Raw genomic sequence first — 26904 nt, forward strand, 5'->3', positions numbered from 1 at the left:
GGCAAAAATACAGAAAGGGGAAGCTCCAGATGTAGACTTATCCACAATCGAGTAGCCAAAAATACCTTTAAACCGTGTGGCTCAAAATTCGACTGCAAACTGGCTCAGATTGACGCTGGAATCAACAAACCGGTTGGTGGCAATGGGCTTAGGGCTGCGTTGCTCACTCAAACCCAAGATCACATCCACGCTCACACCCAGCACCTGCGCCATCTGCGGCAGCAAATGCGCCGGTGCCTGGGCATCGGGTTGAATCGCCCCGGGATTTGAGAAGGGAAGCTTTCTCGAATTGGACTGCTGTCGGCTTTCGTGAAGTGTTTGTGCACTTGCAAGTTGATTGTCAAATCCGGTGCACGAGAAATGGGTGGCGGTGCGCATCTTGTGTATGATATTTTGAAAAGTAAAAAGCAGTACGAAACCTTTACTGGTTCGATCTGTACCCCAATCAACAGACGCACATCGGCGACTGTTGAGCTTCAAGCCCGAACATAAATCCATACCCCCTGCGAGTGTCGCGGCAGCAGCGCGTTGTGCGTTCCTGCTTGCGTAGCGCTTGCTGCCCATTCGTTTCATTTTCAGGTGTAGTCATGCGCAAATTAGTTGTTACTTCTTGGGCCCTCTGCGTGGCCTGGTTTTCTGTTCCAGCCGTAGCACAAACGGAGCTCGCCCAGTCCAAAAACTGCGTCAATTGCCATGCCAACGACAAGCAATTGGTGGGCCCTACTTACGTGTCCATTGCTGCCAGGTACAAAGGTGACAAGGAAGCCAGAGACCGTCTGGCAATCCATATTGCACAGGGCAGCTCCGGCATGTGGGGCAAGTACGCCATGCCGGCAAATCCGCAGGTCAGTGCGGAAGAAGCCAAGAAGTTGGCGGCCTGGGTGCTGGAACAGAAGTAGACGCAGGTGAGGCAGTTTGCTTTGCTAGCGGTAGGAGATGTCGGCGTTGTCGCCATCTCCGCCAGGTTGTCCGTCTTTGCCCAGCGACTTCAGGGAAAAGTCACCGCTGGCGTCTTGCAGGGTGTAGAGGTAAGCGCGTCCCCATGTGTCAAGAGGAACCTCTTTTTGCAGATAGGGGCCCTGCCATTTGGTCTCGTTGCCAGGTTTTACCGTCAAGGCGCTGAGCCCCACATCGTTGCCCGGATAGTGGCCCGTATCCAACCGGTAAGTGTCCAAGGCCTTGGCCAAGGCTTCAATTTGGGCGCGTGCGGCGCCTTGTTCCGATTTGCCAATTTGCGCAAAGTAGCGTGGCCCCACATAGGCGGCCAGCAGCCCGATGATGACCATCACCACCAGCAACTCCAAGAGGGTGAAGCCATTTCGTATGAGCCGGGTTTTTTGAGGGGTATGAATCGTCTTGTGCATGCTCATTTTTTCTTCTTGTTGGTATTGAACAGGCGGCTATGGTAAGCCGTGGCGTTGAAATGGTGAACCAGATCTTTGCTGGGGAACTTGGCTTGCCCAATGGCGGTCAGCGGTCTATTCTTTTTTTGGAAGCAGATCTTCCCGCACGCCGACAAGGCTCAAGCACATGGATCGGCATTGAGAAGCATGAATAATTCCACCCACACCCTGCTGCAGTTTTTCTATGTGCCGATGGGCCGCTGGCCATTGCGTGCCCATCTGATTCTTTCAATGCTTTTGTTGTTGTGCATGGCTGCGTTGGGTTGGAATGCAATACAGCTTGCTGAAAGGCACTTGCTTAGGTTGCGGGCAGAGCATGCGGACACACGCATGGCGTTGGGCGCCTTGCAAGACCGAGGCAGTGTTTCGGTACGGCCTGACTTTGTGCAGACCTTGCCCAGCACGCGCCAGGCCGATGATGTGCTACGTGACATGGGGCGCTATGCGCAGGATGCCGGCGTTCAAATCAACACGGTCGCCATCGACACGCAGGCGGCCACCGCTGCACAACTCGGGCGTGTGTATTTCACTATTGCTGCCGCCTCGCCCTACAAGTCTTTGAAGGCCTGGCTTGCGGATTTGCTCGGGCGCTATCCGGCGCTGGCTGTTGACTCACTTAGAGTCCAGGCGCAGCCCAATGATCCCATCCGGCAGGACGTTCATCTCAGCCTGGTTTGGTATGTCAAAGATTAGCGCTTGGCTTTTTCTTCTGATTTGAAGCCATGAAGCTCTCTCATCAAAGTTCACCGTATCGCTTGGCGCTGCTTGCAGCGGTGGCCTTGGGGTTGATGTGGCTCACCATCAGAACACCACCTGTTGGCAATGTGGTGCCAGCGGTTGAGCGTGCCGTGCAGGCAACGATGGCACCCGCAGGGACCACGTCTGCCGCCTTGCCCGAAGCTTTGGATCGGCCAGCGCTGGTGCCAAGCGATGTGGACCCGTTTATGCCGGAGGCGCCAAAGGCTTTGCCGCTTGCCAAGCCGCCGCAAGCGCCCCCTGCGCCTGTCATGGTGGTGGCGCAGCCACCGGCACCACCAGAGCCCCCCCCGCTGAATCTGGCGTTTGCCGGGCGCATGACAGCACCGGACGGCAGCAAGGTGGTCTATGTGACCATGGGCGAGACAGCGCTGGTACTGGCGCCGGGCCTTGAGTTGCCCAACGGCTACAAGGTCACGCAGATCAACGCGCGTAGCGTGGAGTTCAGCTACGCGGCCTTGAACCGAACAGCTCGGCTGGATATTCCACCGGCCCAGAAATACGAGACGAGATGAAGCAGCCTTGTCACCCATACCTTCCCAGCAGCCACTCCAGAAGGCTATTGCCACGCAGCTCTTTGGTGGCGACATTGCTGGTGACCATTTTGCTTTGGGGATGCGCAGAGCAGCGGCTGCGCGACGATGCAACGGCCAATATGCGGGACGGCAATTTTGAAGGTGCCATCCAGTCACTCAAGGATGGCTTGGCCCAATACCCAGAGAGTGCCACCTTGCGAGCGGGCCTGAGTTCGGCCAAGTCCGAGGCCATGGGGCGGCTGGTATCCGAGGCCACCCAGTTGCGCACCAGTGGCAAGTTTGACCAGGCGGACAAGGTGCTGGAGAGGGCGCTTGCCATGGACGCTGACAACCTCCGGCTGCTGGACCTGCGGGGTGACCTGAACTTGGCGCGCAAGCAGCGCAATGGCCTGGAAGAGGTGAACGCCTTGCTGGCGCAAGGCAAGAAGGAGCCGGCGCTACGCAGGCTGGATGGCCTGTTGCAGGCGACCCCCAAACAACCGGACCTGCTGGCCCTGCAAAGGCGCTTGCAGCAGGACCTGCGCTTTGAGGCAGGTAGTACGCAGGGTTTGGGTGAAACAAGGCCTATCACGCTGGACTTCAAGAATGCGCCACTTTCAGCGGTGTTGGACGCCATTACCCGCGGCAGCGGCGTGAACTTTGTGCTGGACAAGGATGTGCGTCTGGACAACCGGGCCACCGTCTATCTGCGCAACGCCCGGGTGGGGGACGCGATTGACCTGGTTACCGGGGCCAACCAATTGGCACGCAATATTGTGGACCCGCAAACTGTTTTTATCTATCCCAACACACCGGACAAAAAGCGGGAACACCAGGAGCAGGTGGTGCGGGTTTTCTACCTGAGCAGCAGCCAGGCCCAGACCACAGCGGCCTTGTTGCGCTCGATGTTGCATGTCAAAGACCCGTTTGTGGATGAGAGGGCCAATATGGTGGCCATTCGGGAGGCGCCCGAGGTGGTGGCGCTGGCCGAGCGTTTGGTGGCGCTCTATGACTTGGGCGAACCGGAGGTGATGCTGGAACTGGAGGTGATGGAGGTGAGCTCCACCATCCTCAACAACCTGGGGCTGGATTTCCCGAACAGCTTTACCTTTAACCCGTTGGCTGAAGTGGGGGCAGCCGGTTTGACGGTGAACAGCCTGGGCACCTTGAACGGGGACCGCATAGGCGTGAGCTTGCCCAACCTCGTGTTGAACCTGCGCCGCGAGGTGGGGGACACCAATATTTTGGCCAACCCCAGGATCCGCGCCAAAAACAAGGAGAAGGCCCGCATTCTGATTGGCGACAAGATACCCATCATTACCTCCACCAGCAGTGCCAGCGGCTTCGTAAGCCAAAGCGTGAATTACCAGGATGTGGGCTTAAAGCTGGATGTAGAGCCCGTCATTTCACCCGATGATGATGTGACCATCAAGCTGGCCCTGGAGGTCAGCACCCTGGGCAACCCGGTGAGCACGTCGACGGGGACGGTGGCCTACCAGATTGGCACCCGCAACGCGAACACGGTGCTGCGCCTGCGCGATGGCGAAACCCAGTTGCTGGCCGGGCTGGTGAACAAGCAGGACGTGTCCAATGCCCACCGCTTTCCGGGTCTGGGTGACTTGCCAATTGCAGGTCGCCTTTTTTCAAGCCAGCGCGACGATAAGTCACGCACGGAGCTGGTGTTGGCTGTGACACCGCGCATCTTGCGCAGTGCACCCAGGCCTGACATTGCACAGGCGCAGATGTGGGTGGGGAGTGAGCTGTACACACGCTTGCTCTTGCCACCCGAGCAGCGCAATCCCGTTGGAGCCAATCCTCCGGTTGCGGTGCAGGCTCCGGCCAAGGCAGTGGCCCCTGCTGTGGTGGCAGCCAGCGCGCCTGAGGGGCCTGTCATGGCTTCTTGGAAGGCGCCAGAGGTGGTGAAGGTGGGTGAGGATTTCAAGGTGAGCCTGGTTCTGGATAGCGGTGGCCTGCTACGCGGAGCTCCGTTGGAAATTGGCTTCTCCAGCGCCGAGGTGGAAGTGCTTGAGGTGTTGGAGGGTGACTTCTTTCGGCAAGGGGAGGGGGTGACCAGCTTTTCGCAGGCGGTGAATCCTGCGACGGGCCGCATTGGCGTAGGCATTTTGCGCAGCGACTCCAGCGGCGCGATGGGGCGCGCATCGGTGGTGGAACTGCGGCTAAGGGCGCGCTCTGCCGGGCCCGTGCAGCTGCAGGTCACCAGTCTGCAGCCCATCGGCATGGGCACTCCCGTGACTGTGGGCACTTTGCCGGTGCTGAAAATGCAGGTGCAATAGTGGGCAAATTCAAGCGATCCTACCAGCGGGGTTTCAATATGGTGGAGCTGCTGGCCGTCATGGCCATATTGGGTGTGCTGGCCGCCGCCGTGATGCCCTTGGGCGAGACACTGCTGGTGGCTCGCAAGGAGCACGAACTGCGGGCGGCGCTGAGGGTAATCCGCTCTGCACTGGATGAATACAAACGCACCGTTGGGCAAGACGTGTCTGTTGCAGGCAGCGGGTCTGGCTATCCTGCCAGTTTGCAGGTGCTTGTGATGGGAACACCAGACCCGCGCACGCAGAACAAAGGGCAGTTGCTGTACTTTCTGCGGACTGTGCCGCGCGACCCGTTTGCCGACCCCAAGTTGCCGCCTGAACAAACCTGGCAATTGCGTGCCTATGCCTCGCCCGCAGAGCGCCCTGAGCCTGGGGCTGATGTGTATGACGTGCATTCGACGTCCAAGGCCACGGCGCTGGATGGAAGTCTGTATGCGCAGTGGTAACCGTTCTTTTCGCGATATGGCGCATGGAGGCCGGGCTGGGCCAGCCAATGGCTTTACGCTGATTGAACTGCTGGTGGTGATGGCGGTGCTGGCGATCCTGGCCAGTCTGGTGGCGCCGCGCTATCTGGACCGGGTGGACACGGCCCGTGAGACCGTACTCAAGCACAACTTGGTGGGGCTGCGCAGCGCGATTGACCAGTTCTACAGGGACCAGTCCCGCTACCCGGAGACGCTCAACGAACTGGTGGAGCGCCGCTATATCCGTGAAGTGCCCAAAGACCCGGTCACCGGGCGTGCGGACACCTGGTTGGTGCTGCCACCCAAGGACGCTGCCAAGGGCGTCTTTGATGTGCACAGTGGCGCCACCGGCCGCGCGCGTGACGGGAGCGACTATGCGCAGTGGTAAGTCGGTGCAGCAGGGCTTTACTTATATTGCCGTACTGGCAGCCCTGGCCTTGTTGGCCCTGGCCAGCAGTGGCGTGATGCGCTATGTGTCACAGCAGGCCCAGCGTGAGCGGGAGCAAGACCTTTTGCAGACCGGACGGTACTTTGTGCAGGCCATTGGTGACTTCTATGCAGCGTCACCCGGCAGCGTCAAGAAATTGCCGCAAAAGCTGGAGGACCTGCTGGACGACAAGCGTCAGGTCGGCATTCGGCGCTACCTGCGGGAGGTATACCGCGACCCCACCACCGGCAAGCCCGATTGGGACCTGATTCGCGACGCGGACGGTGGCATACGGGGCGTGCGCAGCAGCAATGCGCAAGCACCGATACGGACTGGGCCTGTCGTGCTGGATACTTTGCCGGCGATTACTTTGCAAGCCGCTGCGCACTACAGTGACTGGGTCTTTGCGTTCTACCCGGCTCAGGCCACACAAAGCCCCGGAGCGCCAAAATGAGCGCAGCGGATCCTCTGTTTCGGGTTCGCTATTTGCGCATGGGTGATGCAGTGGTGCGCGACGAGGTTCTGCGCGGTACAGATGAAGCCGCACTGCGGGCGCGGTTGCAGCAAGCCGGGCAGATTGTGTTGCTGGTGCAGCCACAAAGAACCGTAGCAAGCGGTCTCTGGCCCCTTTGGCGCAAGCCCGGCATCCGTAGGGAGGCCTATGCACTGTTTTGTCGGGAGGTGCGCACCTTGTTGCGTGCGGGCATGACCGTGGTCGAAGCGGTGGACACCTTGTCTGCCAAAGGTGGCGGCCTGGCTGCCCAGCTATTGGCGGGCCTGCAAAAAGGCCAGGCGCTGTCCACTGCGCTGTCTGCACTTCCACAAACCCCGCCGGTACTGGTGGCTGCAGTGCGGGCGGGTGAGCGCACCAGCAATTTGCTTGAGGCCCTGGACGATTACCTGCGGTTTGACACGCTGATTGCCTCCCTGCGCAAAAAGATTGTCAGCGCAGCCATCTATCCGGCACTGGTGAGTGGGGTGGGGCTGGCCATATCGGTCTTCCTGTTGCTGGTGGTTATGCCCAATTTTGCAAGCATGTACGAGAGCGTGCGCAGCACCGGGTCTGGGGGCATCTCTGGGGGCGCTGCGTTCACCGTGGAAGTAACCCACTTTATTGGCAAGAATCGCGCGCTGGTGGTTGGAGCGTTGCTGACTGTGGTGGCGGTCTTGACTGTCTGGATTGCCAGTGGAACAGCCCGTGCGCATTGCCAGCGCTTGGCGCGCAGCGTGCCTTGGATTCGGACAAAGGTGGAAGACTTTCAGCTGGCCATGATGTACCAGGCCCTGGCACTGCTGATCAAAGGCGGTTATGCCATGACCGAGGCCATGCAGGTGGCGGCAGATTCCGCGCTGTCGCCGCACCTCAAGCAGGCGCTGCAGCAGGTATGCGCCCGTGTGGAGCAAGGTGGTCTGGTTTCGCAAGCACTGTCGCAAGCGGGCTTGTGCGACGAAGTGGGCAGAAGGCTGATGGGCGCGGCTGAGCGCAATGGCGAGTTCCACCTGGCTGCGGATGTGGTGTCGCGCCTGCATGGCGAACGGTTCGAGCTGTTTGTGGAACGCCTGACCCGCATCGTGGAGCCCTTGCTGTTGCTGGCAGTGGCGCTGCTGGTCGGCGGCATTGTGATACTCATGTACATGCCGGTGTTTGACATGGCAACCCAGTTGCTCTAAGCCATGGCAACTTCCCAGTCCAGTCAACCTCAACCATCCACGCCCGTGGCAACGACTTCGCTTTCCAGCGCGGTGCTGAACACAGCGCTGCTGCAGCTTCGTGGCAGCGCGGCCGCCTCCAACGTCGGTTTGGTGGGAGACCTATGGCAGCAACTGTTGGATGCTTTGAAAGTGAATGAAGCGGAGCTTTCATTGGCTTTGCTGGAACAGCATGGCGTGGCTGTTTTAGACGACAGCCAGTGGAGCCGGGCGCACGTCTTGAGAGACGGCAATGCACTGCACGTGGAGCGCATGGGATGTGTCGTTGTTGGTGTCGACGGCCGGACTTATCTGCTCACTCCTGATCCGTGGCACCCCAATGCGATAGCCGCCCTAAACCATAGCCGTTTGCAGGATGTGCAACTGGCTTTGGCCAAGGCGGGGCAATGGGAGCATGCCTTGATCGAGGCACGGGGGCTGGATATGAGCCCGCTCACGGGATCTGGGGGCGGGGACCCAACGCTTGCGTCGGCACAACCGACCAAGGTGCTTGAGCAAACCGATATCGTGCAGTTCGTGGATGACATCATCTTGCAGGCATACCAGGAAGGCGCCAGCGACATTCACTTTGAGACCCACAGGGCGGGCCTGGCCGTCAAGTACCGCTTGGACGGTGTCATGGCGCAAGGGGCACGCCTGAACAACCTGCAGCAGAGTGAAGAGGTGGTTTCGCGCATCAAGGTCATGGCCCAACTCGACATCACCGAGCGCAGGCGGCCACAGGATGGGCGCATCCATTGGAGCCGACCGGGGCTGGCGGCGTTGGACTTGCGCGTGTCGGTCATGCCCAGCATTTTTGGCGAGGATGTAGTGCTTAGATTGCTGGACAAGGCGCAGCTCAAGCAAAGCGCACCTGGCGATGCGCTGGCCGGTTCGGTTCATCCCGTAGCGGAGCAGAACCTGACATTGAACATGCTGGGTTTTGAGGGCGAGGAAGCAAGCCAGTTGCGTGAGCTGGCAGCGCGCCCACATGGCATGCTGCTCATTACCGGGCCCACAGGAAGCGGCAAGACAACCACGGTGTATGCGGCCATGTCCGAGGTCAACGATGGCCTGGAAAAGATTGTGACCATTGAAGACCCCGTGGAATACGAGTTGTCGGGTGTGTTGCAAATACCGGTCAACGAGCAAAAGGGCTTGACCTTTGCAACCGGTCTGCGCTCCATCTTGCGCCACGATCCCGACAAAATTTTGGTGGGCGAGATACGGGACGCAGAGACGGCACAGATTGCCGTGCAAAGTTCACTGACAGGGCACCTTGTGTTTACCACGGTGCATGCCAACAGCCTGTTTGATGTGCTTGGACGCTTTCAACACTTTGGTATTGAACCTTTTGCGCTCGCTTCGGCACTGAACGGTGTTGTGGTGCAGCGACTCATGCGCAAGCTCTGTCCGCATTGCCAGGATTTGCGTGCACCAACTGACGCGGAAGTGCAGAAGCTCAAGGCATTGGAACTGCAGGTGCCGACTCAGTTTCCTGTGGCAGTGGGCTGTGAGCAATGCAGGCACACGGGCTACCGGGGGCGTTTTGTGGTGGCAGAAGTCCATGTACTTACCGATGCCGTGCGTGATTTGATTGTGCGCCAGGCTTCGATGCTGGAGTTGCGTTCTGCTCTATATGCTAATTCTTCCGCGCGCCTGTTGGCGCGGTCTGTCGCGCACGTTGCAGCCGGGCACACAACTTTGGAGGAGGTGAGCCGTGTGGTCGGGCTGGTTTGAACGGGTGGACGTTTATATGGGCCGTGGATTGACGATGGTCCGGCGCAGTGGCACACCCGTGAAGGTCTTGGAGCACCCTATCACTTGGCCTTTGAAACGGGTATTGGCCGGTGTGCTGGAGCCTATTCCAGCTGGTGTGAAACCCGGGCTTTTTAAGAGGCGCATCCGGCTTCACATCACGCTTAGCACCAATGTGTGTGAGCTGATTTCCTTTGCGGTCCCACAGGGGGTGCGAAAGTATGGTGAATTGCAGCAGCTGGCGCAGGCCGCCGCAGCGCAGGCACTGGACAGTGCTGCCGACATAGTTGTTGCGACGGACCCATTCACCCCTGAGCTTGTGGCGAGCCTTGGTGTGCGCTTCTTGGAGGACTTGCATGCATGGGCAATGGGCTGCGGTGCAGTGGTGGCGTCATTGCAGCCGCTTTGGACAATTGCCAGCCACTGCGCTCTGGCCAGGCGGCCGCAGATTGAAGGTCTGGCATTGGTGGAGCCGGACGGTGTCACGCTGATTGCATGTCCTGCGGCCAATTGTGCTGTGGCTAACGGCCGTTCACTGAGTGGCATGGCGATTTCTTTGGAGCCTGGCGAAGAAGCCCGAGCATCGATACTGCGTTGGATGGTTAGCAATGGCTTGAAGGATGATGCCGTTCTGAGTTTGAAATTTGCATTGCATGGGACAGGCAAGGCCCAAGGTGGTATGCCACGGGTTTGGCCAGAGTATTGGAGTCGGCTTTGATCCCGGTGCGAATCAATTTCATACAAGACAGGCATTGGCGGCTGGTCTGGGCGGGTGCGTTGCTGCCAATTCTGGCCATGCTGGGTGTGCTCGGTTTGCAGTGGGTTGACGTGCGGCGAGAGATGGAAACGGAAGGGCGCGCCATTGCGACAGCACAGGCTGAGATGCAACGTCTGCGTGCGCCTGCGATTGCCAAGCCGGATCCGCGTTACGCAAGTGCCATGCAAGCTGCACAACAATTGCAGCTGGATCTGAACCCGGCATTTGCTGCTGTCGAGAACCTGAAAATTGCCGGCGTGCGGCTGACTGGTATGAGCTTGGACACCAAGGCAGACATTCTTCGGCTGGACTATGAGATGGACTCCCTGGCCCAGGCCACACAAGTCACAGAACAACTCAATGCGGGCTTTGAGTCAAAGCCCTGGAAGTTGGGCGGAGTGTCGGCTGCCCAGTCATCCCTTAAACCCGGGCCGGGTAATTTGGCATATACGCTGGGCGGCCAAACCCAGATTCAGCAAGGCCAAGTCTTCAAGGCGCATTGGAGTGTTCGTGTCAGTGTGATCGTGCAGTAGTCAGCGTAGCCAAGTGGGGCATGCCTGTTTTGATTTCACCTGACCGGCTGCCGGGCCACACCAAATGAAGGTGTCGAGAATCATGCCCATAGATCGGACACCGTATCGCTAAAACCTTCCCGGCTGTCCTTCAGCCACGTCTTTGCTTGTACCGCGGTCAGTGCTGGAAACGTCAAGCCGGCGAACGCCTGGGCGGCTGTCAGGGTCTTTTGCAGCGGCATGATTTGGGCAATCAAGGTGTGGTTGCGCTCTATCGTGACCGTCTCACCACGCTTGAAAAAACGGTCCAGAATTTCACGGGTATTTCTGGTCAACTCGGTAGCGCTAATGGTTGGCATAGCTCGGGCCTCTTTTCATTGCGTACAAGTGCGAATTCTATGCATTCGATGCACGTATGGGGCAGGGAGAACGCCAATACGATCCGCGAAGGCCGCTTGCCAATGAACGCTTAGCGGTGCCATTTGCTGGTGAAATAGCGGTATGACAAACCAGCCCTTTCAACTCCCCACCAGCGCAGTGGCCGACTACCAGCGCGACGGTGCCGTGGTGCTGCGCGGCGTGCTCAACGCGGCCCAGGTCGAACAACTGCAGCAGGGCATAGAACACAACCTGGCCCACCTCAGCCCGCTGGCCCAGGTCGCCAGCCAGGGCGATGACCCCGGCAAGTTCGTGGAAGACTTCTGCACTTGGCAAAGCAATCCAGACTACGAGGCGCTCATGCGCCACTCGGCCTTGCCTGCTGTGGCCAAGCAGCTGATGCAAAGCGAGACTGTGCGCATTTACCACGACCACTTGCTGGTCAAGGAACCCGGCACCCGCCAGGCCACACCCTGGCACCAGGACCAGCCCTACTACAACGTCAGTGGCCGCCAGAACGTGAGTCTATGGATCCCGGTGGATGCGGTGAGCCTGGAGAGTACGTTGCGCTTTGTGGCGGGGTCCCATGCAGGCACTTGGTACATGCCGCGCACCTTCCGCGACAACCAGGCCAAATGGTTTCCGGATGGCACGCTGGCCGAGTTGCCCGCCATCGACGCCAACCCCCAGCAATTTCAGCAACTGGCCTGGGCCTTGCAGCCCGGCGATGCGGTGGCTTTTCACATGCTCACGCTGCATGCCAGTGGCGGCGTCAGCCCCCAGCAACGCAGGCGTGTGTTCTCGGCGCGCTTTCTTGGTGATGACGCCCGCCACGCTGTGCGGCCCTGGCGCACCTCACCACCATTTGCGGGCTTGGACCAACGGCTGGCCGATGGGGCGGTGATGGAGGATGCGCTGTTTCCCCTGGTAGCGTGAGCCCAAGGCAGAGGAGGGCGGACCACCGCGTCAGTGCACAGGGTTCGGCACAAAACGTTCCAGCACATGGTCCGTCATGCCCTTGGCCAGCTCTTCCTCGCCAAAAAACACCATGCCCACCTGTTCATTGCGCAGCAACTGCGACTCTTCCTCGCTGTGCGTGCGCATGATGATTTCGATGCCAGGGTTCAGTGTCCTGGCGGTATCGGCCATTTGGCGCACATGCAGGGCGTCTGGGGTGGCAATCACCAGCATGGCGGCATTCGCAATATGGGCCTGGATCAGCACAGCTGGTTCGGCGGCGTTGCCGGAGACGGCGGCCCGGCCGCTCTTGCGCAGGTCTTCCACCACATCGCGGTTCTGTTCGGCCACCACATAGGGTATGCCGTTGGACTCCAGGGCCCGGGCAATGCGTTTGCCCACGCGGCCGTATCCCACCAGCACCACCTGGCCCTCCAGGTACTTGCGCTCGGTGGTGCCGGGCAACTCGGCATAGGGGTCCTGGCGCTGTTCCAACTGGCGCGCCAGGCTGGAGCGCCTGAGAATCCAGCGGCGCAGCGGCTCCACCGCGCGGAACAAAAAGGAGTTCAGCGCAATCGAGATCAGCACACCGGCCAGCACCAGGCTCATGCCCTCTTTGGGCAGCAGCCCCAGCGATACACCGAGGCCGCCCAGAATGATGGAGAACTCGCCGATTTGTCCCAGACCTGCGGCAATGGTCAGCGCTGTGTTCAGGGGGTAGCGCTGGAGCAGCACCAGGGCCAGCGACACTAGGGGGTTGCTCACGGTGACGATGGCCACCACGCCCAGCACCCGCAGCGGCTGGTCCAGCAGCACCATCGGGTCCACCGACATGCCCACGGACACGAAGAACAGCACCGAGAAGGCATCCCGCAGGGGCAGCGATTCCTGTGCTGCGCGGTGGCTGAATTCCGACTCCCGCATCACCGAGCCGGCAAAAAACGCACCCAGCGCAAACGAGACACTGAACAGGGCCGAGGCACCGTAGGCAATGCCGATGGCCGTGGCGATCACCGACAGCGTGAACAGCTCGCGCGAGCCGGTGCGCGACACCTGCCAAAACAGCCAGGGCAGCAGGCGCCGCCCGACGATCAGCATCAGCGCGATAAAGGCCGACACCTGCAACAGCGTTTGCCCCACGGTCATCCACAGCGGCTTTGCATTGCCAACCAGCGCAGCGGGCCCTCCGAGGGCTGTGGCCAGTGGCGGCAGCAGCACCAGCACCATGACGGTGGCCAGGTCCTGCACCACCAGCCAGCCCATGGCGATGCGCCCGCTCATGGTGTCCATCTGCCCGCGTGCCTCCAGTGACTTGAGCAGCACCACGGTGCTGGCACAGGCCAGTGCCAGGCCAAAGATGAGCATGCCGCCCACACTCCAGCCCCATTGCCAGGCCATGAACATGCCAAGCCCGGTGGTGACCGCCATTTGCACTACGGCCCCGGGAATGGCGATGCGCTTGACCGCCAGCAGGTCATCGGGCGAGAAATGCAGGCCCACGCCAAACATCAGCAGCATGATGCCGATCTCCGACAGCTGCGAGGCAATGCTGATATCGGCCACAAAGCCCGGCGTTGCCGGGCCAATCACCACCCCTGCGATGAGGTAGCCCACCAGCGCAGGTACCTTGATGCGTTCGGCCACAAACCCCAGTGCCAGGGCGACACAAAAACCGGCGGTCAGGGTGGTTATCAACGAGATGCTGTGATCCATGCAGGGCCTTGTGGGAACTTTCTTGTGATGATGGAAAGCCCATGTTACAGGCCCGGTGCGCAGCCGCAGCCCATGTGGGGCCACTTGTCGCTGCACGCAAGTGCAGTCCCGCTCCACAGTGTCAGCGCAGCGCCCAGTGCTTCAACAGCGAGTGCGCCACCGCATACGCCGGCGGCGCCAGAAATTTGGCATCAGGTGCGCCCGCCAGAGCCGCCAGCACCTCATCGCGCGTGACCCAAATTGCACCCTCCAGCTCATCGGTGGCAATGGTCAGCGCATCGCTGTCCACCTGCGCAATGCAGGCCAGCATCAGTTGCGCCGGAAAGGGCCAGGGCTGGCTGGTGACGTAGCGCACCTGGGTTGCGCGCACACCGGCTTCTTCGAACAGCTCACGGGCCACTGCTTCCTCCATGGTTTCACCCGGCTCCAGAAAGCCGGCCAGCGCCGAATAGCGGCCTTCGGGCCAGCTGGCCTGGCGCCCGACCAGGGCGCGGCCCGCGTGTTCGGCCACCATGATGACCACCGGGTCCACGCGCGGAAAGTGTTCGGCCGCGCAGCCGCCGCAACGCCTGCCCCAACCGGCTCTTTGCACGCTCGTAGGCGCACCACATTTGCCGCAAAACCGGTGCTTGCCGTGCCAGTCAATGAGGCTTCTGGCCGTGCCATAAATGGCCATCTCGGCCGGGCCCAGGGTGGCCAGCACCTGCATCACGCGGGGCGAGCGGAACAGGGGCGCCTCGATAGTCTGGTTTTCCAGCACAACGAAGCAGGGGGCTCCATCCACCAGGCCCAAAAGGATGGCGTCCGCGCGTGCGTCGGTGGCAGGGGCTGTGGACCAGTCCAGCGCGCCGTCTTCGGTCAGCACCGGGTCAAAGCCCTGCATGTGCAACCAGCGCGCGCCGTTGTGGCACAGCAGGTCCGCAAGGGCTTGCGGGTCGGCACGCAGGTGGTCGGCACGGTCCAGGGTGTTGCCGCTAAAGCCGGGCGTCTCAGGTGTCATGCGTTTGCCTTGTCTGGTGGTAGCTGCCTTTATAACGCCGACTGCAGCGCGCATTTCGTGTGGGGCAGCTTTGGAAATGCGTGTCACAGCAATGACATATGGGTGTGCCCCAATGGTACGGGCACAAGTGTCGCATTGGTCTTGGACAGAACCTCACCTTCTCAAAAAAATGAATACACCCTCTCCCCTGAAACGCCTTGCCCTGGTAATTGCAGTGGTCTCGGCCCTCAGCGCCTGCAGCGTCATGCACAGCAAGCCGGACGCGCAAGCAGCGGCTGCGTTTACCGTGGCTGTGATTGGCGACGTGCCCTATGGCACCTCACCCACAGATACCCGGCAAATGGTCTTGCATCCGCGTTTTGTGGCGGCCCTGAACGCCGACGCCGATGTGTCCTTGGTGGCGCACATTGGCGACATCCATGCGGGCAAGCAGTACTGCACCCAGGAATACAACACGGCCGTGTATGAGCAATGGACGGCGTTCAAGAAGCCACTCGTCTACACCCCTGGCGACAACGAGTGGGCCGACTGCCACAAGGCCAAGGAAGGTGGGGGCAGCTTCAACAAGGCCACGGGCGTGATTGACTACGTGGTGGATGCCAGCGGCAAGTTCGTGAACCATGCCAAGGGCAACCCGGTGGCCAACCTGGCGCTGGTGCGCGCCCAGTTTTTTGCCAAGCCCGGTCAGACCCTGGGCGCGCCCCTGCAGGCGCACAGCCAGGCAGTAGAGTTCAACCCGGCAAACCCGGCGGACAAGGCCTTTGTGGAAAACGTCTGGTGGGAAAAGTCCGGTGTGCTGTTCGTCACCCTGAACATCCCCGGCGGCTCCAACAACGGCACCGATCCCTGGTACGGTGCCCCGGCCATGGGCGCCGAGCAGCAGCAGGAAGTAACAGAGCGCACCGCCGCCACGCTGCGCTGGATTGATGCCGCCTACAACCGCGCCACGACGCAGGGCTATGTCGGCATGGTGCTGTTGACACAGGCGGACATGTGGGACGTGGACGACGCCGCCAGCGGCGCGGCGCACCTGAGCGGCTACAAGCCCTACCTGGACAAGATTGCCGAGGGAGCCAAGGCCTATGGCATGCCGGTGCTGATGGTGCAGGGCGACTCGCACACCTACCGCTCTGACAACCCGCTGGCCAAGGGTGCGCTGTGCGCCATTGAAGTTGAATCCGGCAAGCCCGCAGTGCCCTGCACGGACAGCCGTGCCGAGGCGATGATCACCGCGCGCAAGAGCCCGGTTGACGCCTACATGGCCCAGGCCCATGGCTACAAGGTGCCCAACTTTCACCGCATCGTGGTGCATGGCGAAACCCAGCCCCTGGAGTGGCTGAGCCTGCGCATCGACCCGGGGGCCAACGCAGCCCATGGCCTGGACGCCTTTGGCCCCTTCAGCTGGAAGCGCACGCAGCCTGCCCTGTAAGCGGCCGCGGGACCCGCGCTACAGCTGGGTGCGCAGCGTCCAGATTTCGGGGAACAGCACCACGTCCAGCATCTTGCGCAGGTAGCTCACGCCGCCTGTGCCACCCGAGCCGCGCTTGAAGCCGATGACGCGCTCCACCGTGGTGACATGGCGGAAGCGCCAGAGGCGAAAAGCGTCCTCCAGGTCGGTGAGCTCTTCGCCGAGTTGGTACAGATCCCAGTGCTGTTCGGGATTGCGGTAAACCTGCAGCCAGGCCTGCTCCACGTCAGCACTGGCCGCATAGGGCTGGGTCCAGTCGCGCTGCACATGGCTTGGGGGCACGGCAATGCCGCGCCGGGCCAGCAGCTTGAGTGCTTCGTCATATAGCGAGGGCGCCTCAAAGGCCGCCGTCACCAGCGCCAGGCGCTCCGGGCTGTGGGCATGGGGCTGCAGCATGGCCGCGTTTTTGTTGCCCAGCGAGAACTCGATGCAGCGGTACTGGTAGCTCTGGAAGCCGCTGCTGTGGCCCAGGTAGGGGCGTATGGCCGTGTACTCCGGTGGTGTCATGGTGGCCAGCACGTCCCAGGCGTGCACCAACTGCTCCATGATTTTGCTGACGCGCGCCAGCATCTTGAAGGCCGGTGCCATGCGGTCTTCTGCAATGTGCGCAATGGCGGCCTGCAGCTCGTGCAGCATCAGCTTCATCCACAGCTCGCTGGTCTGGTGCTGCACGATGAACAGCATCTCGTCATGCGCGGGCGAGAGCGGGTGTTGCGCGCTCAGGACCTGGTCAATGTGCAGGTAGTCGCCATAGCTCATGTCATTGCTGAAATCGAGCTGCGCCTTTTCTTGCGCGACGATGTCTTCGGGGGACAGGGCCTCACCCTGTGCGTTGTCTGACACGTTGTGTGGAACGGCGCCGGGGCTTGTATGCATCGGGCAGCCCGAGTGTGTATTGCTCATTCAGGTCACCGCATGTTTCTGGTTGAACTCGGGCCTTTGCCACTCAGCGCTTGCCAGCACCAGGCGCAACTGCTCCACCGCGTTCCACACGTCTTCGAAACCAATGTAGAGCGGGGTAAAGCCAAAGCGCAGGATGTCCTTGTGTACGCCGCCGTCACCGGCGCGGAAGTCACCAATCACGCCGCGGCCGATCAGGGCCTGCATGATGGCGAAGGCTCCGCTTCCGTGTTCTCGTGTCAAACAGACTTGGGAGCCGCGTTGTGCGTGTTCGCGCGGTGTGGCCAGCCCCAAGCCATAGCCCTGGCAACGCTCTTCCACCAGCGCGATAAAGAGATCGGTCAGTGCCAGCGATTTGGCACGCAGCGCCGCCATGCCGCCCAAACTTTCAGCTGCCTCAAAGCCATCCAGCCCGCACGCCAGCAGCGAGAGGCTGACCATGGGCTGGGTGCCGCACAGGTAGCGGGTGACACCGGGGGCGGGTTGGTAGTCGGGTGTGAAGGCAAAGGGCGCCGCGTGCCCCCACCAGCCCGAGAGCGGCTGCCAGAAGCGCTCGGCGTGCTGCGGGCTGACCCACAAGAAGGCCGGGGCACCAGGGCCGCCGTTCAGGTACTTGTAGCCGCAGCCCACAGCAAAGTCGGCACCGGCGCCCTGCAGATCCACTGGCACGGCGCCTGCGCTGTGGGCCAGGTCCCACACCACCAGGGCACCGGCCGCATGGGCCGCCGCCGTCACGGACGCCATGTCATGCATGGCGCCGGTGCGGTAGTTCACATGGGTGAGCATCAGGATGGCCAGCGCGCTGTCCAGGGCTGCGGTTATCTCTTCGGGCTCCACCAACTTGAGCGTGAAACCTTGAGCCTTGCACAGACCCTCGGCAATGTACAGGTCGGTGGGGAAGTTGCTGCGCTCGCTCATGATCACGCGGCGCGCGGGTGCGTCCTGCTTGGCGATGGCAATGGCCGCCGACAGCACCTTGTAGAGGTTGATGGAGGTGGTGTCGGTCACCACCGCCTGGTCGGGCCCGGCCCCAATCAGCGGGGCAATGCGGTTGCCCAGGCGCTGGGGCAGGGTGAACCAGCCGGCCGTGTTCCAGGACTTGATGAGGTCCTGCCCCCATTCCTGGGTGACCACCTCGGCTGCGCGCGCAGCGGCCGTTTTGGGCATGGCACCCAGCGAGTTGCCGTCCAGGTAAATGGTGCCGGGCGGAATGGAAAACAGGTCGCGCAAGGGGCGCAGCGGGTCTGTGGCGTCGCGCGCCTGGCATTCTTGGAGTGTGGTCATGGCAGTGTGTTCTCGGTGTCTTGGGCAGGGTGGTCGTGAGGCGCCGCAAAGGTAACACCGGGGAATTGACTGTGGTGTCGGTTAATTCCAACAGCAAAAGAAATCATTGCCAACCCATTGTTGCGGCGGCCCATAGCAGCCTGCGCAGGTTCGTACAACAATGCGCTTTTGTGCATTCAGATGGAGCCAGACACCATGACCACTCTCCAGACTTTCCGGGAAATTGCTGCGGACCCGGCAGCGGTGTTCGCCGCTATAGCAGCGCCGCAGCGGCTTGCACGGTGGTGGGGCCCTGACGGCTTTCGCAACACTTTTGAGACCTGTGACTTCAAACCCGGCGGTACCTGGCAATTCACCATGCATGGGCCGGACGGCAGCAGCTACCCCAACCTGTCACGGTTTGCGGAAATCGAGCCGGGGCGCAGGGTGGTGATCGACCATGTGTGCGAGCCGCTGTTTCGGCTGACCGTGGAGCTGGTTCCCATAGGCACAGGTACGCTGGTGAGATGGACGCAGGTGTTTGACAACCCGGAAGTGGCCGCAGCCGTTCGCCACATAGTGGAGCCATCCAATGAGCAAAATCTGGCGCGGCTGGCTGCGGAGGTGGCCGCAGGCTACGCGGATTCTGCTGGGCCTTTTTACCTCCGCAGTGCGCTTACAGGTCCGTGAGCTGCGCCATCCCGTGCCTGCGTCTGGCCTTGTTACAAGCTTCGCTGCCTTCGGCAAATTCCCGGCAGGGCGAGGGGCGCCATTCGTAGATGCCGCAGCCAATCTTGTCACCCAGCTTGCCGCTGAGCGCGGCGCAGCGCGGCGGCTGGTGGTCGGTGCCGCGCATGCGGGCAATACGGGCGTTGACCTCCACGGCCAGACCACCTGGCACGCTGCCCCCATGTTCCTGCAGTTCCTCCACCGAGAAGTCCACGCGGAAGCAGGCACAGCAGGCGCCGCAACTGGTGCAGGCGCTCACCGGGAACCCTGCGTGCAGCGCGCAGCAGTGCACATTTGCTTGAACCGGCAGCGCATGGCGTTCATACCAGCGCGTGGCACACGGCTTCGATGTTGTTGCCTTCCGGGTCTATGACAAAGGCGCCGTAGTAGCCGGCGTGGTACTCGGGGCGCAGCCCGGGCTTGCCGTTGTCGCGCCCACCCTGGGCCATGGCCGCTGCATAAAAGGCGTCGACTGCAGCGCGGTCAGGCGCCGCCCAGCACAGGTGGCAGCCGGTGCTCACCGCATGGCCGCCATAGGGGGAGGGGCCGTCCACAAACCAGCTGTCGATCTTGTGGCCGCGCGGGTTGGCGGCGTCGGGCGTGCCATAGCCCAGCATGTTGCTGCCGCCGTAGTTGGCTTCCACCAACAGCACATAACCCAAGGGCGCCAGGGCGGCGCTGTAGAAAGACTTGGTCTTCTCGATATCGCTCACGCGAAAGGTCATGTGGTCGATCATGGCGCAGCCCTTCGTGAAATTACAGCTTGCCCAGCAGCAGGTACTCCATGAGCGCCTTCTGCACGTGCATCCTATTTTCGGCCTCGTCCCAGACCACGCTTTGCGGTCCGTCAATGACTTCGGCTTCCACTTCTTCGCCACGGTGGGCGGGCAGGCAGTGCATGAAGAGGGCATCGGGGGCGGCCACCGCCATCATCTTGCGGTCCACGCACCAGGCTGCGAAGGCCTTGCGGCGCACTTCGTTTTCTGCCTCGTAGCCCATGCTGGTCCACACATCGGTGGTAACCAGGTCGGCGCCATTGCAGGCTTCCATGGGGTCGCTATAGGTCTTGTAGCTGCTGGATCCGACCGAGAGCGGGGCTGCGGCGGTGACCTCGTTGACCTCGTAGCCGCTGGGCGTGCTCACGCGCAGGTGAAAGCCCAAGAGGGCGGCGGCCTGCAGCCAGGTGTTGGCCATGTTGTTGCCATCACCCACCCAGGCCACCGTCTTGCCCTCGATGGGGCCACGGTGCTCAATGTAGGTGAAGATGTCGGCCAGGATCTGGCAGGGGTGGAACTCGTTGGTCAGGCCGTTGATCACCGGTACGCGTGAATGTTCTGCAAAGCGCTCCAGTTTGCTTTGCTCGTAGGTGCGGATCATCACGATGTCGGTCATGCGGCTGATGACCTTGGCGCTGTCTTCAATCGGTTCGGAGCGGCCCAACTGGCTGTCGCCGGTGGTGAGGTGCACCACGCTGCCGCCGAGCTGGTACATGCCGGCCTCGAAGCTCACGCGCGTGCGGGTGGAGGCCTTCTCGAAAATCATGGCCAGGGTGCGGTCCACCAGCGGCTGGTGGCGTACAAAGGTCTTGAACTTCTGCTTGATGAAGGCGGCGCGCTGCAGCAGGTAGCCGTATTCCTCGGTGCTGAAATCGCTGAACTGCAGGTAGTGGCGCAAGGGGGGTGCGCCTTGGGGCAGGGTGCTGGCCACCACTTTTTTGGCTTTGCTCATGCGGCTTCCTTCAACAAGTCAGAGATCAGGGGGCAGAGGATGGCGGCGATTTCATCGGCCTCGGCCGTGCTCAGGATAAGGGACGGCACCAGGCGCACCACGCTGTCGGCGGTGACGCTGATCAGCAGGCCCGCATCCACCGCGCGCTGCACCAGGGCGCCGCAGGGTTTTGAGAGGTCCACACCCAGCATCAGGCCCTGGCCGCGGATTTCCTTTACGGCACCACTGGCCAGTTCGGCTTCCAGGCCTTTGGCCAAGGCGGCCTTGAGGTGTGCACCCACGCGGGCGGCGTTTTCCAGCAGGCCCTGTTCTTCCATGATGCGTATGGTTTCCACACCGGCGCGCATGGCCAGCGGGTTGCCGCCAAAGGTGCTGCCGTGGTTGCCGGGCTGAAATATCGTGGCGGCCCTGGGGCCCACGACCACCGCGCCCACCGGCACGCCCGAGCCCAGGCCCTTGGCCAGCGGCATCACGTCGGGCTTGATGCCCGCCCACTGGTGGGCAAACCACTTGCCGGTGCGGCCCATGCCGCACTGCACCTCGTCAATCATCAGCAGCCAGTCTTGCTCATCGCACAGGGCGCGCACATCGCGCAGGTAATCCATGTGCATGGGGTTGACGCCGCCTTCGCCCTGGATGGCCTCAAAGAACACGGCCACCACATTCGGGTTGTTGGCAGTGGCGGCCTTCAGGTCCGCAATGTTGTTGATGGGCACGCGGATAAAGCCTTCCACCAGCGGGCCAAAACCGGCCTGCACCTTGGGGTTGCCGGTGGCGCTGAGTGTGGCAATTGAGCGGCCATGGAAGGCTTTTTCATAGACCACAATTTCAGGGCGCTCAATGCCCTTGTCATGGCCGAACTTGCGTGCCAGCTTGAGTGCCGCCTCATTGGCTTCCAGCCCGGTGGAGCAGAAGAACACATTGGTCAGGCCCGAGCGCTCCACCAGCAGCTTGGCCAGCTCTTCCTGCAGGGGGATGTGGTAATAGTTGGAGGTGTGGATCAGTTTGGTGACCTGGTCCTGCAGGGCGGCTACCAGCTTGGGGTGGTTGTGGCCCACGGTGTTGACCGCGATGCCGCCCAGCGCGTCCAGGTACTCTCGTCCGTTGGTGTCCCAGACCCGGCAACCCTGGCCATGCGACAAGGCAATGGGCAGACGGCCGTAGGTGTTCATCACGTGGGGTGAACTGGGCACAGAAGAGACAGGGACGCTGGACATGCATGCACTCCGGATGGATAAAAAAAGAATCGGCCCAACGCAGAATTGCAGCTTGGGCCGTTGAGCCGTGATTTTAGGCGCATCTGCACGGGGCTTTGTTGGGGCGATTGTGGTGCCGTTTGGGGTGCCCGCAAGCACCACCACGGTGCCCATTGTTTTGGCAGTCTGTGTCAACTTGAAGACAGGCGAGGAGGTAGAATTCTTGTGCGCTGCAACACTTGCAATCTCCCGCCCAAGGCGCTGCGCATTTATGACCACTATGGATTCTTCCTCCGCCAAAAAACTCTACATCCTGGGTGTGACCAAGCAGGGCAAGACCTTTCGCCCCAGTGATTGGGCAGAGCGTCTGGCGGGTGTGATGAGCCAATTTCGCCCGGGCGGCTCGCGCCCTGGCAGCCACATCGCCTATTCACCCTGGTGTGTGCCAACGTCCATAGGCAATGTGAAGTGCGTCATCGTGCACCATGAGCTGCGCGACCACAACGTGATGGCCTGGGACTTCTGTGTGCACTTTGCACAGGACAATGATCTGCAGGTCAGTGACACGCGCCCGCATCCGCCAGAAAAGCCAACGGCAGCCTAGACACAGCGCTCGGGGTGGCCTGCTGCCTGTGTTCCTGCAAAACCTTTCGCCCACAAAAAAGCCGTCCTAAGACGGCTTTTTAGCTTTGCTGACAGCGCACCCGTTACAAACGGCGGACCTGTGAAGGTCCGGGCGTGTGCCTAAGTGATTAGGCGGCGAGGGCCAAGGCTTTCACCTTGGTTGCCAGACGGCTCTTGTCGCGAGCGGCCTTGTTCTTGTGGAAGATGCCCTTGTCGGCCACGGTGTCAACCACGGCTTGCATCTTGGCAAACAGCTCAGCGGACTTGGTCTTGTCACCAGCCAGAACTGCTTTTTCCACGTTCTTCACCGCAGTGCGGTATTTGGAACGCAACGAGGTGTTCGCTGCGTTGATTTTGACGTCCTGACGGACGCGCTTGCGGCCCGACGCCAGGCGCGGGTTCTTTTTCTTGGGTTTTCCAGATGCCATAATATGTGTTCCTTGTGTCGTAGGATGTTGTCAGCAAAGCCCACGATTGTAGCAGCAGCTACACTCGGCCCGGTGAGCCTACTCAAATCCGCATCCACAGTCTCCCTTTTGACCCTCTTGTCGCGCATAACCGGACTGGTGCGCGAGCTGCTGGTGGCCTCCACCTTTGGCGCCAGCGCCATGACCGACGCCTTCAATGTGGCGTTTCGCATCCCCAACCTGTTCAGGCGCCTTTTTGCCGAAGGTGCCTTCAGCCAGGCCTTTGTGCCGGTGCTGGCGGCCAGCAAGGCCCAGCATGGGGACGAGGCCACGCACCAGTTGATTGACCATGTGGCCACGCTGCTGGCCTGGACTCTGCTGGCAACCTGCGTGCTGGGCGTGCTGGCAGCGCCGCTGCTGGTGTGGGTGATGGCCAGCGGTCTGAAGCAAAACCCGCAGGGCTATGACGCAGCCGTCTTCATGACCCGCTTCATGTTTCCCTACATCGGCTTCATGTCGCTGGTGGCCCTGGCTGCGGGCGTGCTCAATACATGGAAGCGTTTTGCCGTGTCGGCGGCCACGCCGGTGCTTCTGAACATTGCCATGATCAGCGCGGCCTGGCTGCTGGCGCCCTGGTTCAAGTCCCAGGGCATAGAGCCTATTTACGCCATGGGCGTGGGCGTTGTGGTGGGCGGCATGCTGCAGCTGGGTGTGCAGATTCCCGCACTCAAGCGCCTGGGTCTGCTGCCCCATATTGCCCTGAACCGCGAAGGCATACGCGCTGCCATTGCCGACCCCGGCACCCGGCGCATCGGCAAACTGATGATGCCCGCGCTGCTGGGCGTGAGCGTGGCGCAGATCTCGCTGCTGATCAACACGCAGATCGCCTCGCACCTGCCCACCGGCAGCGTCAGCTGGCTGACCTATGCGGACCGGTTGATGGAGTTCCCCACCGCCATGCTGGGCGTGGCCCTGGGTGTGGTGCTGATGCCCCAGCTGGCAGCGGCCCGTGCGGCGGGTGACCCGGCCCGGTACTCGGCCTATCTGGACTGGGGCCTGCGCATCGTGGTGGTGCTGTCGGTGCCGTCTGCCATTGGCCTCTTGCTGTATGCCAAGCCTATCGTGGCTGTGCTGTACCACAACGGAGCTTTTAGCGCGGCCGATGTGGCCCAGACCACCACAGCCCTGATGGGCTACGCCGCAGGTCTGGTGGGGTTGGTGGCCATCAAGGTGCTGGCACCCGGCTACTACGCCAACCAGGATATCAAGACGCCGGTGCGCATTGCCGTGCTGATTCTGGTGCTGACACAGCTGATGAACATGGTGCTGGTGCCGATCTTCCAGGTGGCGGGCCTGTCGCTGTCGATTGGTCTGGCCGCGATGGTGAATGCTGCTTTGTTGTTGACGGGGCTGATCCGGCGCGGTACCTTCAAGCCAGAGCCGGGTTGGGGCCGCTTTTTGTTGCAGGTGCTGGCCGGCAGTGCCTTGCTGGCGGTGTACTTGCTGTGGGTTTTGCAGTCGTTTGACTGGATTGCCTTGCAGAGCGAAAGCCTCAAGCGTGTGGGCTTGCTGGCGCTCACACTGGGGGGCGCTGCGCTGGTGTACCTGGGCGCCGTGTGGGCTGCGGGCCTGAACCCGCGGCAGTTTTTGCGCCGGTAAGGGCTTTTGAAGTTGCGACGAAAAAGGCGGTACATGGTTGGGCGAATGGTTGGGCAAACGCGAGGGCAAACATGGCTATGAACCTGTCATACGATGTGCCGACACCACTGGATTACTTTGCCTCCCTGGTGCAGAGTGATGGAAACTTTGCTTTGTTCGAGGCCGCCGTCAGCCTGGGGCAGGACGAATACCCCGAGCTTGATGTGCAGGCCGTGCTGGGCGATGTGGACCGGCTGCTGGAACGCATACGCCGCCGCCTGCCAGCCGACGCCGGTCCCCTGCAAAAGCTGCGCCTGCTGAACCAGTTCTTCTTCAAGGACCTGGCCTTTGGCGGCAACCTCAACAACTACTACGACCCCGACAACAGCTTTGTGCACGCCGTGCTGCGCACGCGCCGCGGCATTCCGATTTCCCTGGCGCTGCTGTGGATGGAGCTGGCGCAGGGCCTGAACCTGTCGGTCAGCGGCATTGGCTTTCCGGGGCACTTCATGCTCAAGGTCAACCTGCCCATGGGGCAGGCGGTGATTGACCCCATGACGGGCCAGTCGCTCAGCCGCGAAGAACTCTCGGAGCGGCTGGAGCCCTACCGCAGGCCCAGCAGCTTGATGGACGATATGGATACGCCCTTGGGCCTGTACCTGCAGAGCGCGCCACCGCGCGACATCATCGCGCGCATGCTGCACAACCTGAAGGAAATCTACCGCACCCAGGAAGACTGGCCGCGCATGCTGGCCGTGCAGGAGCGTCTGATCGTGCTGCTGCCCGAGGCCTGGCCCGAGTACCGCGACCGCGGACTGGCGCACGCCGAGATGGGCAACACCGAGCAGGCGCTGGCCGACCTGGAGTGCTACCTGGTGCACACCGAAGACCTAGTGGACGTGAACGCGATTGCCGACCGGGTGGATGAGCTACGACGCGAGGGTGATTGAAACCTCTGTGCGGAAAGGTGGCCTTGCTCCGATTTGTACTTCAGGCGCCTGTCGTTTGTGACGGTGTGCCGCCCGTCCCGAACTGGTGCCAGGCCCGGCGCAGCTGCGTATCCGAACTGAAGCCTGCCATCTCTGCGGCCTGCGTCACATTGCGCCCGCTGCGCAGCGCCTGCTGGGCCACGGCCAGGCGGATTTGCCGCAGATAAGCCAGTGGCGCCACACCCGCGTGATCCACAAACAGGCGCGTCAGATGCCGCGGCGAGGTGTGTGCAAGGGCAGCCATGTTGGTCAGATTCCAGTCCTGTGCAGGCGCCTGGCTGATGGCGTCCTGCACCCGGTGCAGGGCCGGGTGCAAGTGGTTGCGGTGGGCCAGAAAGGGCGACAGCTCCGGGTCCTGCGGGCCGCGCCGCATAGCCACCACCATGGTCTGCGCCACTTGCGCTGCAACCGCCGGGCCGCACACCTGGCTGATGCGGTGCAGGATCAAATCCACCCCGGTGGTCACGCCGGCGCTGCTGAAGACCGGCGCATCGTCCACAAACACCCGGTTGCTCACCACCTGGCAGGCGGGTGCGGCGGCCTGCAGTTCGCCCAGATGGTGGTGGTGCGTGGTGGCAGAGCGGCCATGGAGCAGGCCCGCATGGGCCGCCAGCACCGCACCGGCGCAAATGGTCAGCAGCTCCAACTGCCCGGTTTTGAGTGCCATGGGAGACAGCCAGCGCAGGGCGCTCTGGCTGGCGGCTGAATCCACCGCCACGTGATCACCCGGCTGGCCCACCAGGACCAGCCAGGTGGGCCGGGAGAAGGCCGCAGGCAAGGGCTCCAGGCCACTCACCGTTACGCCCACCGAGCTGACGGTCTCGGGCAGCGGGCTGACAAAGCGCAAGTGAAAGGGCTGCCCTTTGCCCTGTTCTGCCATCGCCCGGTTGGCCATGCGCAGGGCTTCGGCGGGCCCAGCCCAATCCAGGATCAGGCTGTCGGGCAGCAGCAGGAACACCACGTCCCAGACGGGCTGGTCGGCTTGCGGATCTGCTTTCCTCTCCTGCTTCACCTTCATGTCCACTTGCCGGTCAGCTTGTCCAACAGCCCGGCCTGCAGCACGCGCCGGGTGGAGGCCGGGTTGTTCTGCAGCTTGCCCGCCGGACGCCGCGGCCGCTGCAGCAGTTCGCCGCCACAGTTGGGGCACAGGCCGTGCAACAGCGTGTCGGCGCAGTCTGCGCAGAAAGTGCATTCAAAGGTGCAGATGCGTGCCTGTTGCGAATCAGGTGGCAAATCCTTGTCGCAGCATTCGCAACCGGGTCTGAGTTCCAGCATGGTGTTCTCCTGACGGAATCTGTTG

General features: G+C 61.8%; 31 protein-coding genes. 17 read left to right on the forward strand and 14 right to left on the reverse strand.

Going from position 1 to position 26904, the window contains the following annotated elements:
* Positions 1 to 81: 81 nt before the first annotated feature.
* Positions 82 to 564, reverse strand: coding sequence for a hypothetical protein (locus DIC66_RS22825; protein WP_158558810.1), 483 nt, complete (start codon positions 562 to 564; stop codon positions 82 to 84).
* 23 nt (positions 565 to 587) lie between these two features.
* On the opposite strand from DIC66_RS22825, the gene DIC66_RS00005 reads away from it, so the two are divergent.
* Positions 588 to 899: a c-type cytochrome gene (locus DIC66_RS00005; RefSeq protein WP_117172826.1), complete on the forward strand. Its 312-nt coding sequence runs from the start codon at positions 588 to 590 to the stop codon at positions 897 to 899.
* A 24-nt stretch (positions 900 to 923) separates the two neighbouring features.
* Here the strand turns inward: DIC66_RS00005 and gspG are convergent, their stop codons facing one another.
* Complete coding sequence (gene gspG / locus DIC66_RS00010; protein ID WP_420820466.1) at positions 924 to 1370, reverse strand: type II secretion system major pseudopilin GspG; 447 nt, start codon at positions 1368 to 1370, stop codon at positions 924 to 926.
* Positions 1371 to 1463: 93 nt separating this feature from the next.
* On the opposite strand from gspG, the gene DIC66_RS00015 reads away from it, so the two are divergent.
* The 10 genes from DIC66_RS00015 to DIC66_RS00060 all read left to right on the forward strand — a co-directional run bounded on the left by DIC66_RS00015 (position 1464) and on the right by DIC66_RS00060 (position 10635).
* Positions 1464 to 2096: a GspMb/PilO family protein gene (locus DIC66_RS00015; protein WP_117172828.1), complete on the forward strand. Its 633-nt coding sequence runs from the start codon at positions 1464 to 1466 to the stop codon at positions 2094 to 2096.
* Positions 2097 to 2125: 29 nt separating this feature from the next.
* Positions 2126 to 2674 carry a hypothetical protein gene (locus tag DIC66_RS00020; RefSeq protein ID WP_147321206.1) on the forward strand — a complete coding sequence of 183 codons (549 nt, stop codon included), beginning with the start codon at positions 2126 to 2128 and terminating at the stop codon, positions 2672 to 2674.
* An 80-nt stretch (positions 2675 to 2754) separates the two neighbouring features.
* Entirely contained in the window at positions 2755 to 4968 is a 2214-nt protein-coding gene (locus DIC66_RS00025) for a general secretion pathway protein GspD (RefSeq protein WP_147321207.1), read from the forward strand.
* Positions 4968 to 5453 carry a type II secretion system protein gene (locus DIC66_RS00030; RefSeq protein ID WP_233505729.1) on the forward strand — a complete coding sequence of 162 codons (486 nt, stop codon included), beginning with the start codon at positions 4968 to 4970 and terminating at the stop codon, positions 5451 to 5453. The genes DIC66_RS00025 and DIC66_RS00030 overlap by 1 nt, the downstream gene beginning before the upstream one ends.
* Positions 5440 to 5859: a type II secretion system protein gene (locus DIC66_RS00035; RefSeq protein ID WP_233505730.1), complete on the forward strand. Its 420-nt coding sequence runs from the start codon at positions 5440 to 5442 to the stop codon at positions 5857 to 5859. The genes DIC66_RS00030 and DIC66_RS00035 overlap by 14 nt, the downstream gene beginning before the upstream one ends.
* Positions 5846 to 6352 carry a type II secretion system protein gene (locus DIC66_RS00040; RefSeq protein WP_117172838.1) on the forward strand — a complete coding sequence of 169 codons (507 nt, stop codon included), beginning with the start codon at positions 5846 to 5848 and terminating at the stop codon, positions 6350 to 6352. The genes DIC66_RS00035 and DIC66_RS00040 overlap by 14 nt, the downstream gene beginning before the upstream one ends.
* Positions 6349 to 7569, forward strand: a complete 1221-nt coding sequence (locus tag DIC66_RS00045; RefSeq protein ID WP_117172840.1) for a type II secretion system F family protein — start codon at positions 6349 to 6351, stop codon at positions 7567 to 7569. Before DIC66_RS00040 ends, DIC66_RS00045 begins: the two co-directional genes overlap by 4 nt.
* 3 nt (positions 7570 to 7572) lie before the next feature.
* Positions 7573 to 9327, forward strand: coding sequence for a GspE/PulE family protein (locus DIC66_RS00050; protein WP_117172842.1), 1755 nt, complete (start codon positions 7573 to 7575; stop codon positions 9325 to 9327).
* A 58-nt stretch (positions 9328 to 9385) separates the two neighbouring features.
* A complete protein-coding gene (locus DIC66_RS00055; RefSeq protein ID WP_147321208.1) occupies positions 9386 to 10063 on the forward strand; it encodes a hypothetical protein in 678 nt (225 codons plus the stop codon).
* Between the two features lie 77 nt (positions 10064 to 10140).
* Positions 10141 to 10635 carry a hypothetical protein gene (locus DIC66_RS00060; RefSeq protein WP_147321209.1) on the forward strand — a complete coding sequence of 165 codons (495 nt, stop codon included), beginning with the start codon at positions 10141 to 10143 and terminating at the stop codon, positions 10633 to 10635.
* A gap of 80 nt (positions 10636 to 10715) precedes the next feature.
* Here DIC66_RS00060 and DIC66_RS00065 read toward each other — a convergent pair whose 3' ends face one another.
* Positions 10716 to 10973 (reverse strand): type II toxin-antitoxin system Phd/YefM family antitoxin, encoded by a 258-nt coding sequence (locus DIC66_RS00065; RefSeq protein WP_117172848.1) that lies wholly within the window; start codon positions 10971 to 10973, stop codon positions 10716 to 10718.
* A 142-nt stretch (positions 10974 to 11115) separates the two neighbouring features.
* On the opposite strand from DIC66_RS00065, the gene DIC66_RS00070 reads away from it, so the two are divergent.
* Complete coding sequence (locus DIC66_RS00070) at positions 11116 to 11928, forward strand: phytanoyl-CoA dioxygenase family protein (protein ID WP_117172849.1); 813 nt, start codon at positions 11116 to 11118, stop codon at positions 11926 to 11928.
* A gap of 30 nt (positions 11929 to 11958) precedes the next feature.
* On the opposite strand, the gene DIC66_RS00075 is transcribed toward DIC66_RS00070, so the two are convergent.
* Entirely contained in the window at positions 11959 to 13662 is a 1704-nt protein-coding gene (locus DIC66_RS00075) for a cation:proton antiporter (RefSeq protein WP_117172851.1), read from the reverse strand.
* A gap of 121 nt (positions 13663 to 13783) precedes the next feature.
* Positions 13784 to 14662, reverse strand: a complete 879-nt coding sequence (nudC, locus tag DIC66_RS00080) for an NAD(+) diphosphatase (protein ID WP_117172853.1) — start codon at positions 14660 to 14662, stop codon at positions 13784 to 13786.
* 169 nt (positions 14663 to 14831) lie between these two features.
* Between nudC and DIC66_RS00085 the strand changes: the two genes are divergently transcribed.
* Positions 14832 to 16091: a hypothetical protein gene (locus DIC66_RS00085; RefSeq protein ID WP_117172855.1), complete on the forward strand. Its 1260-nt coding sequence runs from the start codon at positions 14832 to 14834 to the stop codon at positions 16089 to 16091.
* 18 nt (positions 16092 to 16109) lie between these two features.
* Here DIC66_RS00085 and kynA read toward each other — a convergent pair whose 3' ends face one another.
* Both kynA and kynU read right to left on the reverse strand, forming a co-directional pair.
* On the reverse strand, positions 16110 to 17006 hold the full coding sequence (kynA, locus tag DIC66_RS00090) for a tryptophan 2,3-dioxygenase (protein ID WP_420820474.1): 897 nt from the start codon (positions 17004 to 17006) through the stop codon (positions 16110 to 16112).
* Between the two features lie 27 nt (positions 17007 to 17033).
* The gene (gene kynU / locus DIC66_RS00095; RefSeq protein ID WP_117172859.1) at positions 17034 to 18314 is read right to left on the reverse strand and encodes a kynureninase; all 1281 of its coding nucleotides are present in this window, start codon (positions 18312 to 18314) and stop codon (positions 17034 to 17036) included.
* Positions 18315 to 18509: 195 nt separating this feature from the next.
* Between kynU and DIC66_RS00100 the strand changes: the two genes are divergently transcribed.
* Positions 18510 to 18983: an SRPBCC domain-containing protein gene (locus DIC66_RS00100; protein ID WP_233505731.1), complete on the forward strand. Its 474-nt coding sequence runs from the start codon at positions 18510 to 18512 to the stop codon at positions 18981 to 18983.
* Here DIC66_RS00100 and DIC66_RS00105 read toward each other — a convergent pair.
* From DIC66_RS00105 to DIC66_RS00120, 4 genes are all read right to left on the reverse strand, one after another.
* Positions 18970 to 19281, reverse strand: a complete 312-nt coding sequence (locus DIC66_RS00105; RefSeq protein ID WP_117174054.1) for a YkgJ family cysteine cluster protein — start codon at positions 19279 to 19281, stop codon at positions 18970 to 18972. The two genes, DIC66_RS00100 and DIC66_RS00105, sit on opposite strands and share 14 nt — an antisense overlap.
* A gap of 61 nt (positions 19282 to 19342) precedes the next feature.
* Positions 19343 to 19759, reverse strand: a complete 417-nt coding sequence (locus DIC66_RS00110) for a VOC family protein (protein ID WP_117172863.1) — start codon at positions 19757 to 19759, stop codon at positions 19343 to 19345.
* Between the two features lie 19 nt (positions 19760 to 19778).
* Positions 19779 to 20750, reverse strand: coding sequence for an ornithine carbamoyltransferase (gene argF / locus DIC66_RS00115; RefSeq protein WP_117172865.1), 972 nt, complete (start codon positions 20748 to 20750; stop codon positions 19779 to 19781).
* Entirely contained in the window at positions 20747 to 21967 is a 1221-nt protein-coding gene (locus DIC66_RS00120; protein WP_117172867.1) for an aspartate aminotransferase family protein, read from the reverse strand. The genes argF and DIC66_RS00120 overlap by 4 nt, the downstream gene beginning before the upstream one ends.
* 259 nt (positions 21968 to 22226) lie before the next feature.
* On the opposite strand from DIC66_RS00120, the gene DIC66_RS00125 reads away from it, so the two are divergent.
* Complete coding sequence (locus tag DIC66_RS00125) at positions 22227 to 22550, forward strand: DUF3579 domain-containing protein (RefSeq protein WP_117174056.1); 324 nt, start codon at positions 22227 to 22229, stop codon at positions 22548 to 22550.
* A 148-nt stretch (positions 22551 to 22698) separates the two neighbouring features.
* Here the strand turns inward: DIC66_RS00125 and rpsT are convergent, their stop codons facing one another.
* The gene (gene rpsT / locus DIC66_RS00130; protein ID WP_117172869.1) at positions 22699 to 22998 is read right to left on the reverse strand and encodes a 30S ribosomal protein S20; all 300 of its coding nucleotides are present in this window, start codon (positions 22996 to 22998) and stop codon (positions 22699 to 22701) included.
* A gap of 72 nt (positions 22999 to 23070) precedes the next feature.
* Between rpsT and murJ the strand changes: the two genes are divergently transcribed.
* The gene (gene murJ / locus DIC66_RS00135; RefSeq protein ID WP_117172871.1) at positions 23071 to 24636 is read left to right on the forward strand and encodes a murein biosynthesis integral membrane protein MurJ; all 1566 of its coding nucleotides are present in this window, start codon (positions 23071 to 23073) and stop codon (positions 24634 to 24636) included.
* 77 nt (positions 24637 to 24713) lie between these two features.
* A complete protein-coding gene (locus tag DIC66_RS00140; protein WP_117172873.1) occupies positions 24714 to 25565 on the forward strand; it encodes a SirB1 family protein in 852 nt (283 codons plus the stop codon).
* A gap of 40 nt (positions 25566 to 25605) precedes the next feature.
* On the opposite strand, the gene DIC66_RS00145 is transcribed toward DIC66_RS00140, so the two are convergent.
* Both DIC66_RS00145 and DIC66_RS00150 read right to left on the reverse strand, forming a co-directional pair.
* On the reverse strand, positions 25606 to 26622 hold the full coding sequence (locus DIC66_RS00145; protein ID WP_117172875.1) for a GlxA family transcriptional regulator: 1017 nt from the start codon (positions 26620 to 26622) through the stop codon (positions 25606 to 25608).
* Positions 26619 to 26879 carry a DUF1272 domain-containing protein gene (locus DIC66_RS00150; protein WP_117172877.1) on the reverse strand — a complete coding sequence of 87 codons (261 nt, stop codon included), beginning with the start codon at positions 26877 to 26879 and terminating at the stop codon, positions 26619 to 26621. Before DIC66_RS00150 ends, DIC66_RS00145 begins: the two co-directional genes overlap by 4 nt.
* Positions 26880 to 26904: the final 25 nt, after the last annotated feature.

It is taken from the genome of Rhodoferax lacus (assembly GCF_003415675.1).
GTDB classification, from domain to species: domain Bacteria; phylum Pseudomonadota; class Gammaproteobacteria; order Burkholderiales; family Burkholderiaceae_C; genus Allorhodoferax; species Allorhodoferax lacus.

Excerpts from the sequence above, each read along its gene's own strand:
- DIC66_RS22825 (WP_158558810.1), bottom strand. The coding sequence starts at position 564 with ATGGGCAGCAAGCGCTACGCAAGCAGGAACGCACAACGCGCTGCTGCC.
- DIC66_RS00005 (WP_117172826.1), top strand. The coding sequence starts at position 588 with ATGCGCAAATTAGTTGTTACTTCTTGGGCCCTCTGCGTGGCCTGGTTT.
- gspG (WP_420820466.1), bottom strand. The coding sequence starts at position 1,370 with ATGAGCATGCACAAGACGATTCATACCCCTCAAAAAACCCGGCTCATA.
- DIC66_RS00015 (WP_117172828.1), top strand. The coding sequence starts at position 1,464 with ATGGCGGTCAGCGGTCTATTCTTTTTTTGGAAGCAGATCTTCCCGCAC.
- DIC66_RS00020 (WP_147321206.1), top strand. The coding sequence starts at position 2,126 with ATGAAGCTCTCTCATCAAAGTTCACCGTATCGCTTGGCGCTGCTTGCA.
- DIC66_RS00035 (WP_233505730.1), top strand. The coding sequence starts at position 5,440 with ATGCGCAGTGGTAACCGTTCTTTTCGCGATATGGCGCATGGAGGCCGG.
- DIC66_RS00040 (WP_117172838.1), top strand. The coding sequence starts at position 5,846 with ATGCGCAGTGGTAAGTCGGTGCAGCAGGGCTTTACTTATATTGCCGTA.
- DIC66_RS00045 (WP_117172840.1), top strand. The coding sequence starts at position 6,349 with ATGAGCGCAGCGGATCCTCTGTTTCGGGTTCGCTATTTGCGCATGGGT.
- DIC66_RS00050 (WP_117172842.1), top strand. The coding sequence starts at position 7,573 with ATGGCAACTTCCCAGTCCAGTCAACCTCAACCATCCACGCCCGTGGCA.
- DIC66_RS00060 (WP_147321209.1), top strand. The coding sequence starts at position 10,141 with ATGCTGGGTGTGCTCGGTTTGCAGTGGGTTGACGTGCGGCGAGAGATG.
- DIC66_RS00065 (WP_117172848.1), bottom strand. The coding sequence starts at position 10,973 with ATGCCAACCATTAGCGCTACCGAGTTGACCAGAAATACCCGTGAAATT.
- DIC66_RS00070 (WP_117172849.1), top strand. The coding sequence starts at position 11,116 with ATGACAAACCAGCCCTTTCAACTCCCCACCAGCGCAGTGGCCGACTAC.
- DIC66_RS00075 (WP_117172851.1), bottom strand. The coding sequence starts at position 13,662 with ATGGATCACAGCATCTCGTTGATAACCACCCTGACCGCCGGTTTTTGT.
- nudC (WP_117172853.1), bottom strand. The coding sequence starts at position 14,662 with ATGACACCTGAGACGCCCGGCTTTAGCGGCAACACCCTGGACCGTGCC.
- DIC66_RS00085 (WP_117172855.1), top strand. The coding sequence starts at position 14,832 with ATGAATACACCCTCTCCCCTGAAACGCCTTGCCCTGGTAATTGCAGTG.
- kynA (WP_420820474.1), bottom strand. The coding sequence starts at position 17,006 with ATGCATACAAGCCCCGGCGCCGTTCCACACAACGTGTCAGACAACGCA.
- kynU (WP_117172859.1), bottom strand. The coding sequence starts at position 18,314 with ATGACCACACTCCAAGAATGCCAGGCGCGCGACGCCACAGACCCGCTG.
- DIC66_RS00100 (WP_233505731.1), top strand. The coding sequence starts at position 18,510 with ATGACCACTCTCCAGACTTTCCGGGAAATTGCTGCGGACCCGGCAGCG.
- DIC66_RS00110 (WP_117172863.1), bottom strand. The coding sequence starts at position 19,759 with ATGATCGACCACATGACCTTTCGCGTGAGCGATATCGAGAAGACCAAG.
- argF (WP_117172865.1), bottom strand. The coding sequence starts at position 20,750 with ATGAGCAAAGCCAAAAAAGTGGTGGCCAGCACCCTGCCCCAAGGCGCA.
- DIC66_RS00120 (WP_117172867.1), bottom strand. The coding sequence starts at position 21,967 with ATGTCCAGCGTCCCTGTCTCTTCTGTGCCCAGTTCACCCCACGTGATG.
- DIC66_RS00125 (WP_117174056.1), top strand. The coding sequence starts at position 22,227 with ATGGATTCTTCCTCCGCCAAAAAACTCTACATCCTGGGTGTGACCAAG.
- rpsT (WP_117172869.1), bottom strand. The coding sequence starts at position 22,998 with ATGGCATCTGGAAAACCCAAGAAAAAGAACCCGCGCCTGGCGTCGGGC.
- DIC66_RS00140 (WP_117172873.1), top strand. The coding sequence starts at position 24,714 with ATGAACCTGTCATACGATGTGCCGACACCACTGGATTACTTTGCCTCC.
- DIC66_RS00145 (WP_117172875.1), bottom strand. The coding sequence starts at position 26,622 with ATGAAGGTGAAGCAGGAGAGGAAAGCAGATCCGCAAGCCGACCAGCCC.
- DIC66_RS00150 (WP_117172877.1), bottom strand. The coding sequence starts at position 26,879 with ATGCTGGAACTCAGACCCGGTTGCGAATGCTGCGACAAGGATTTGCCA.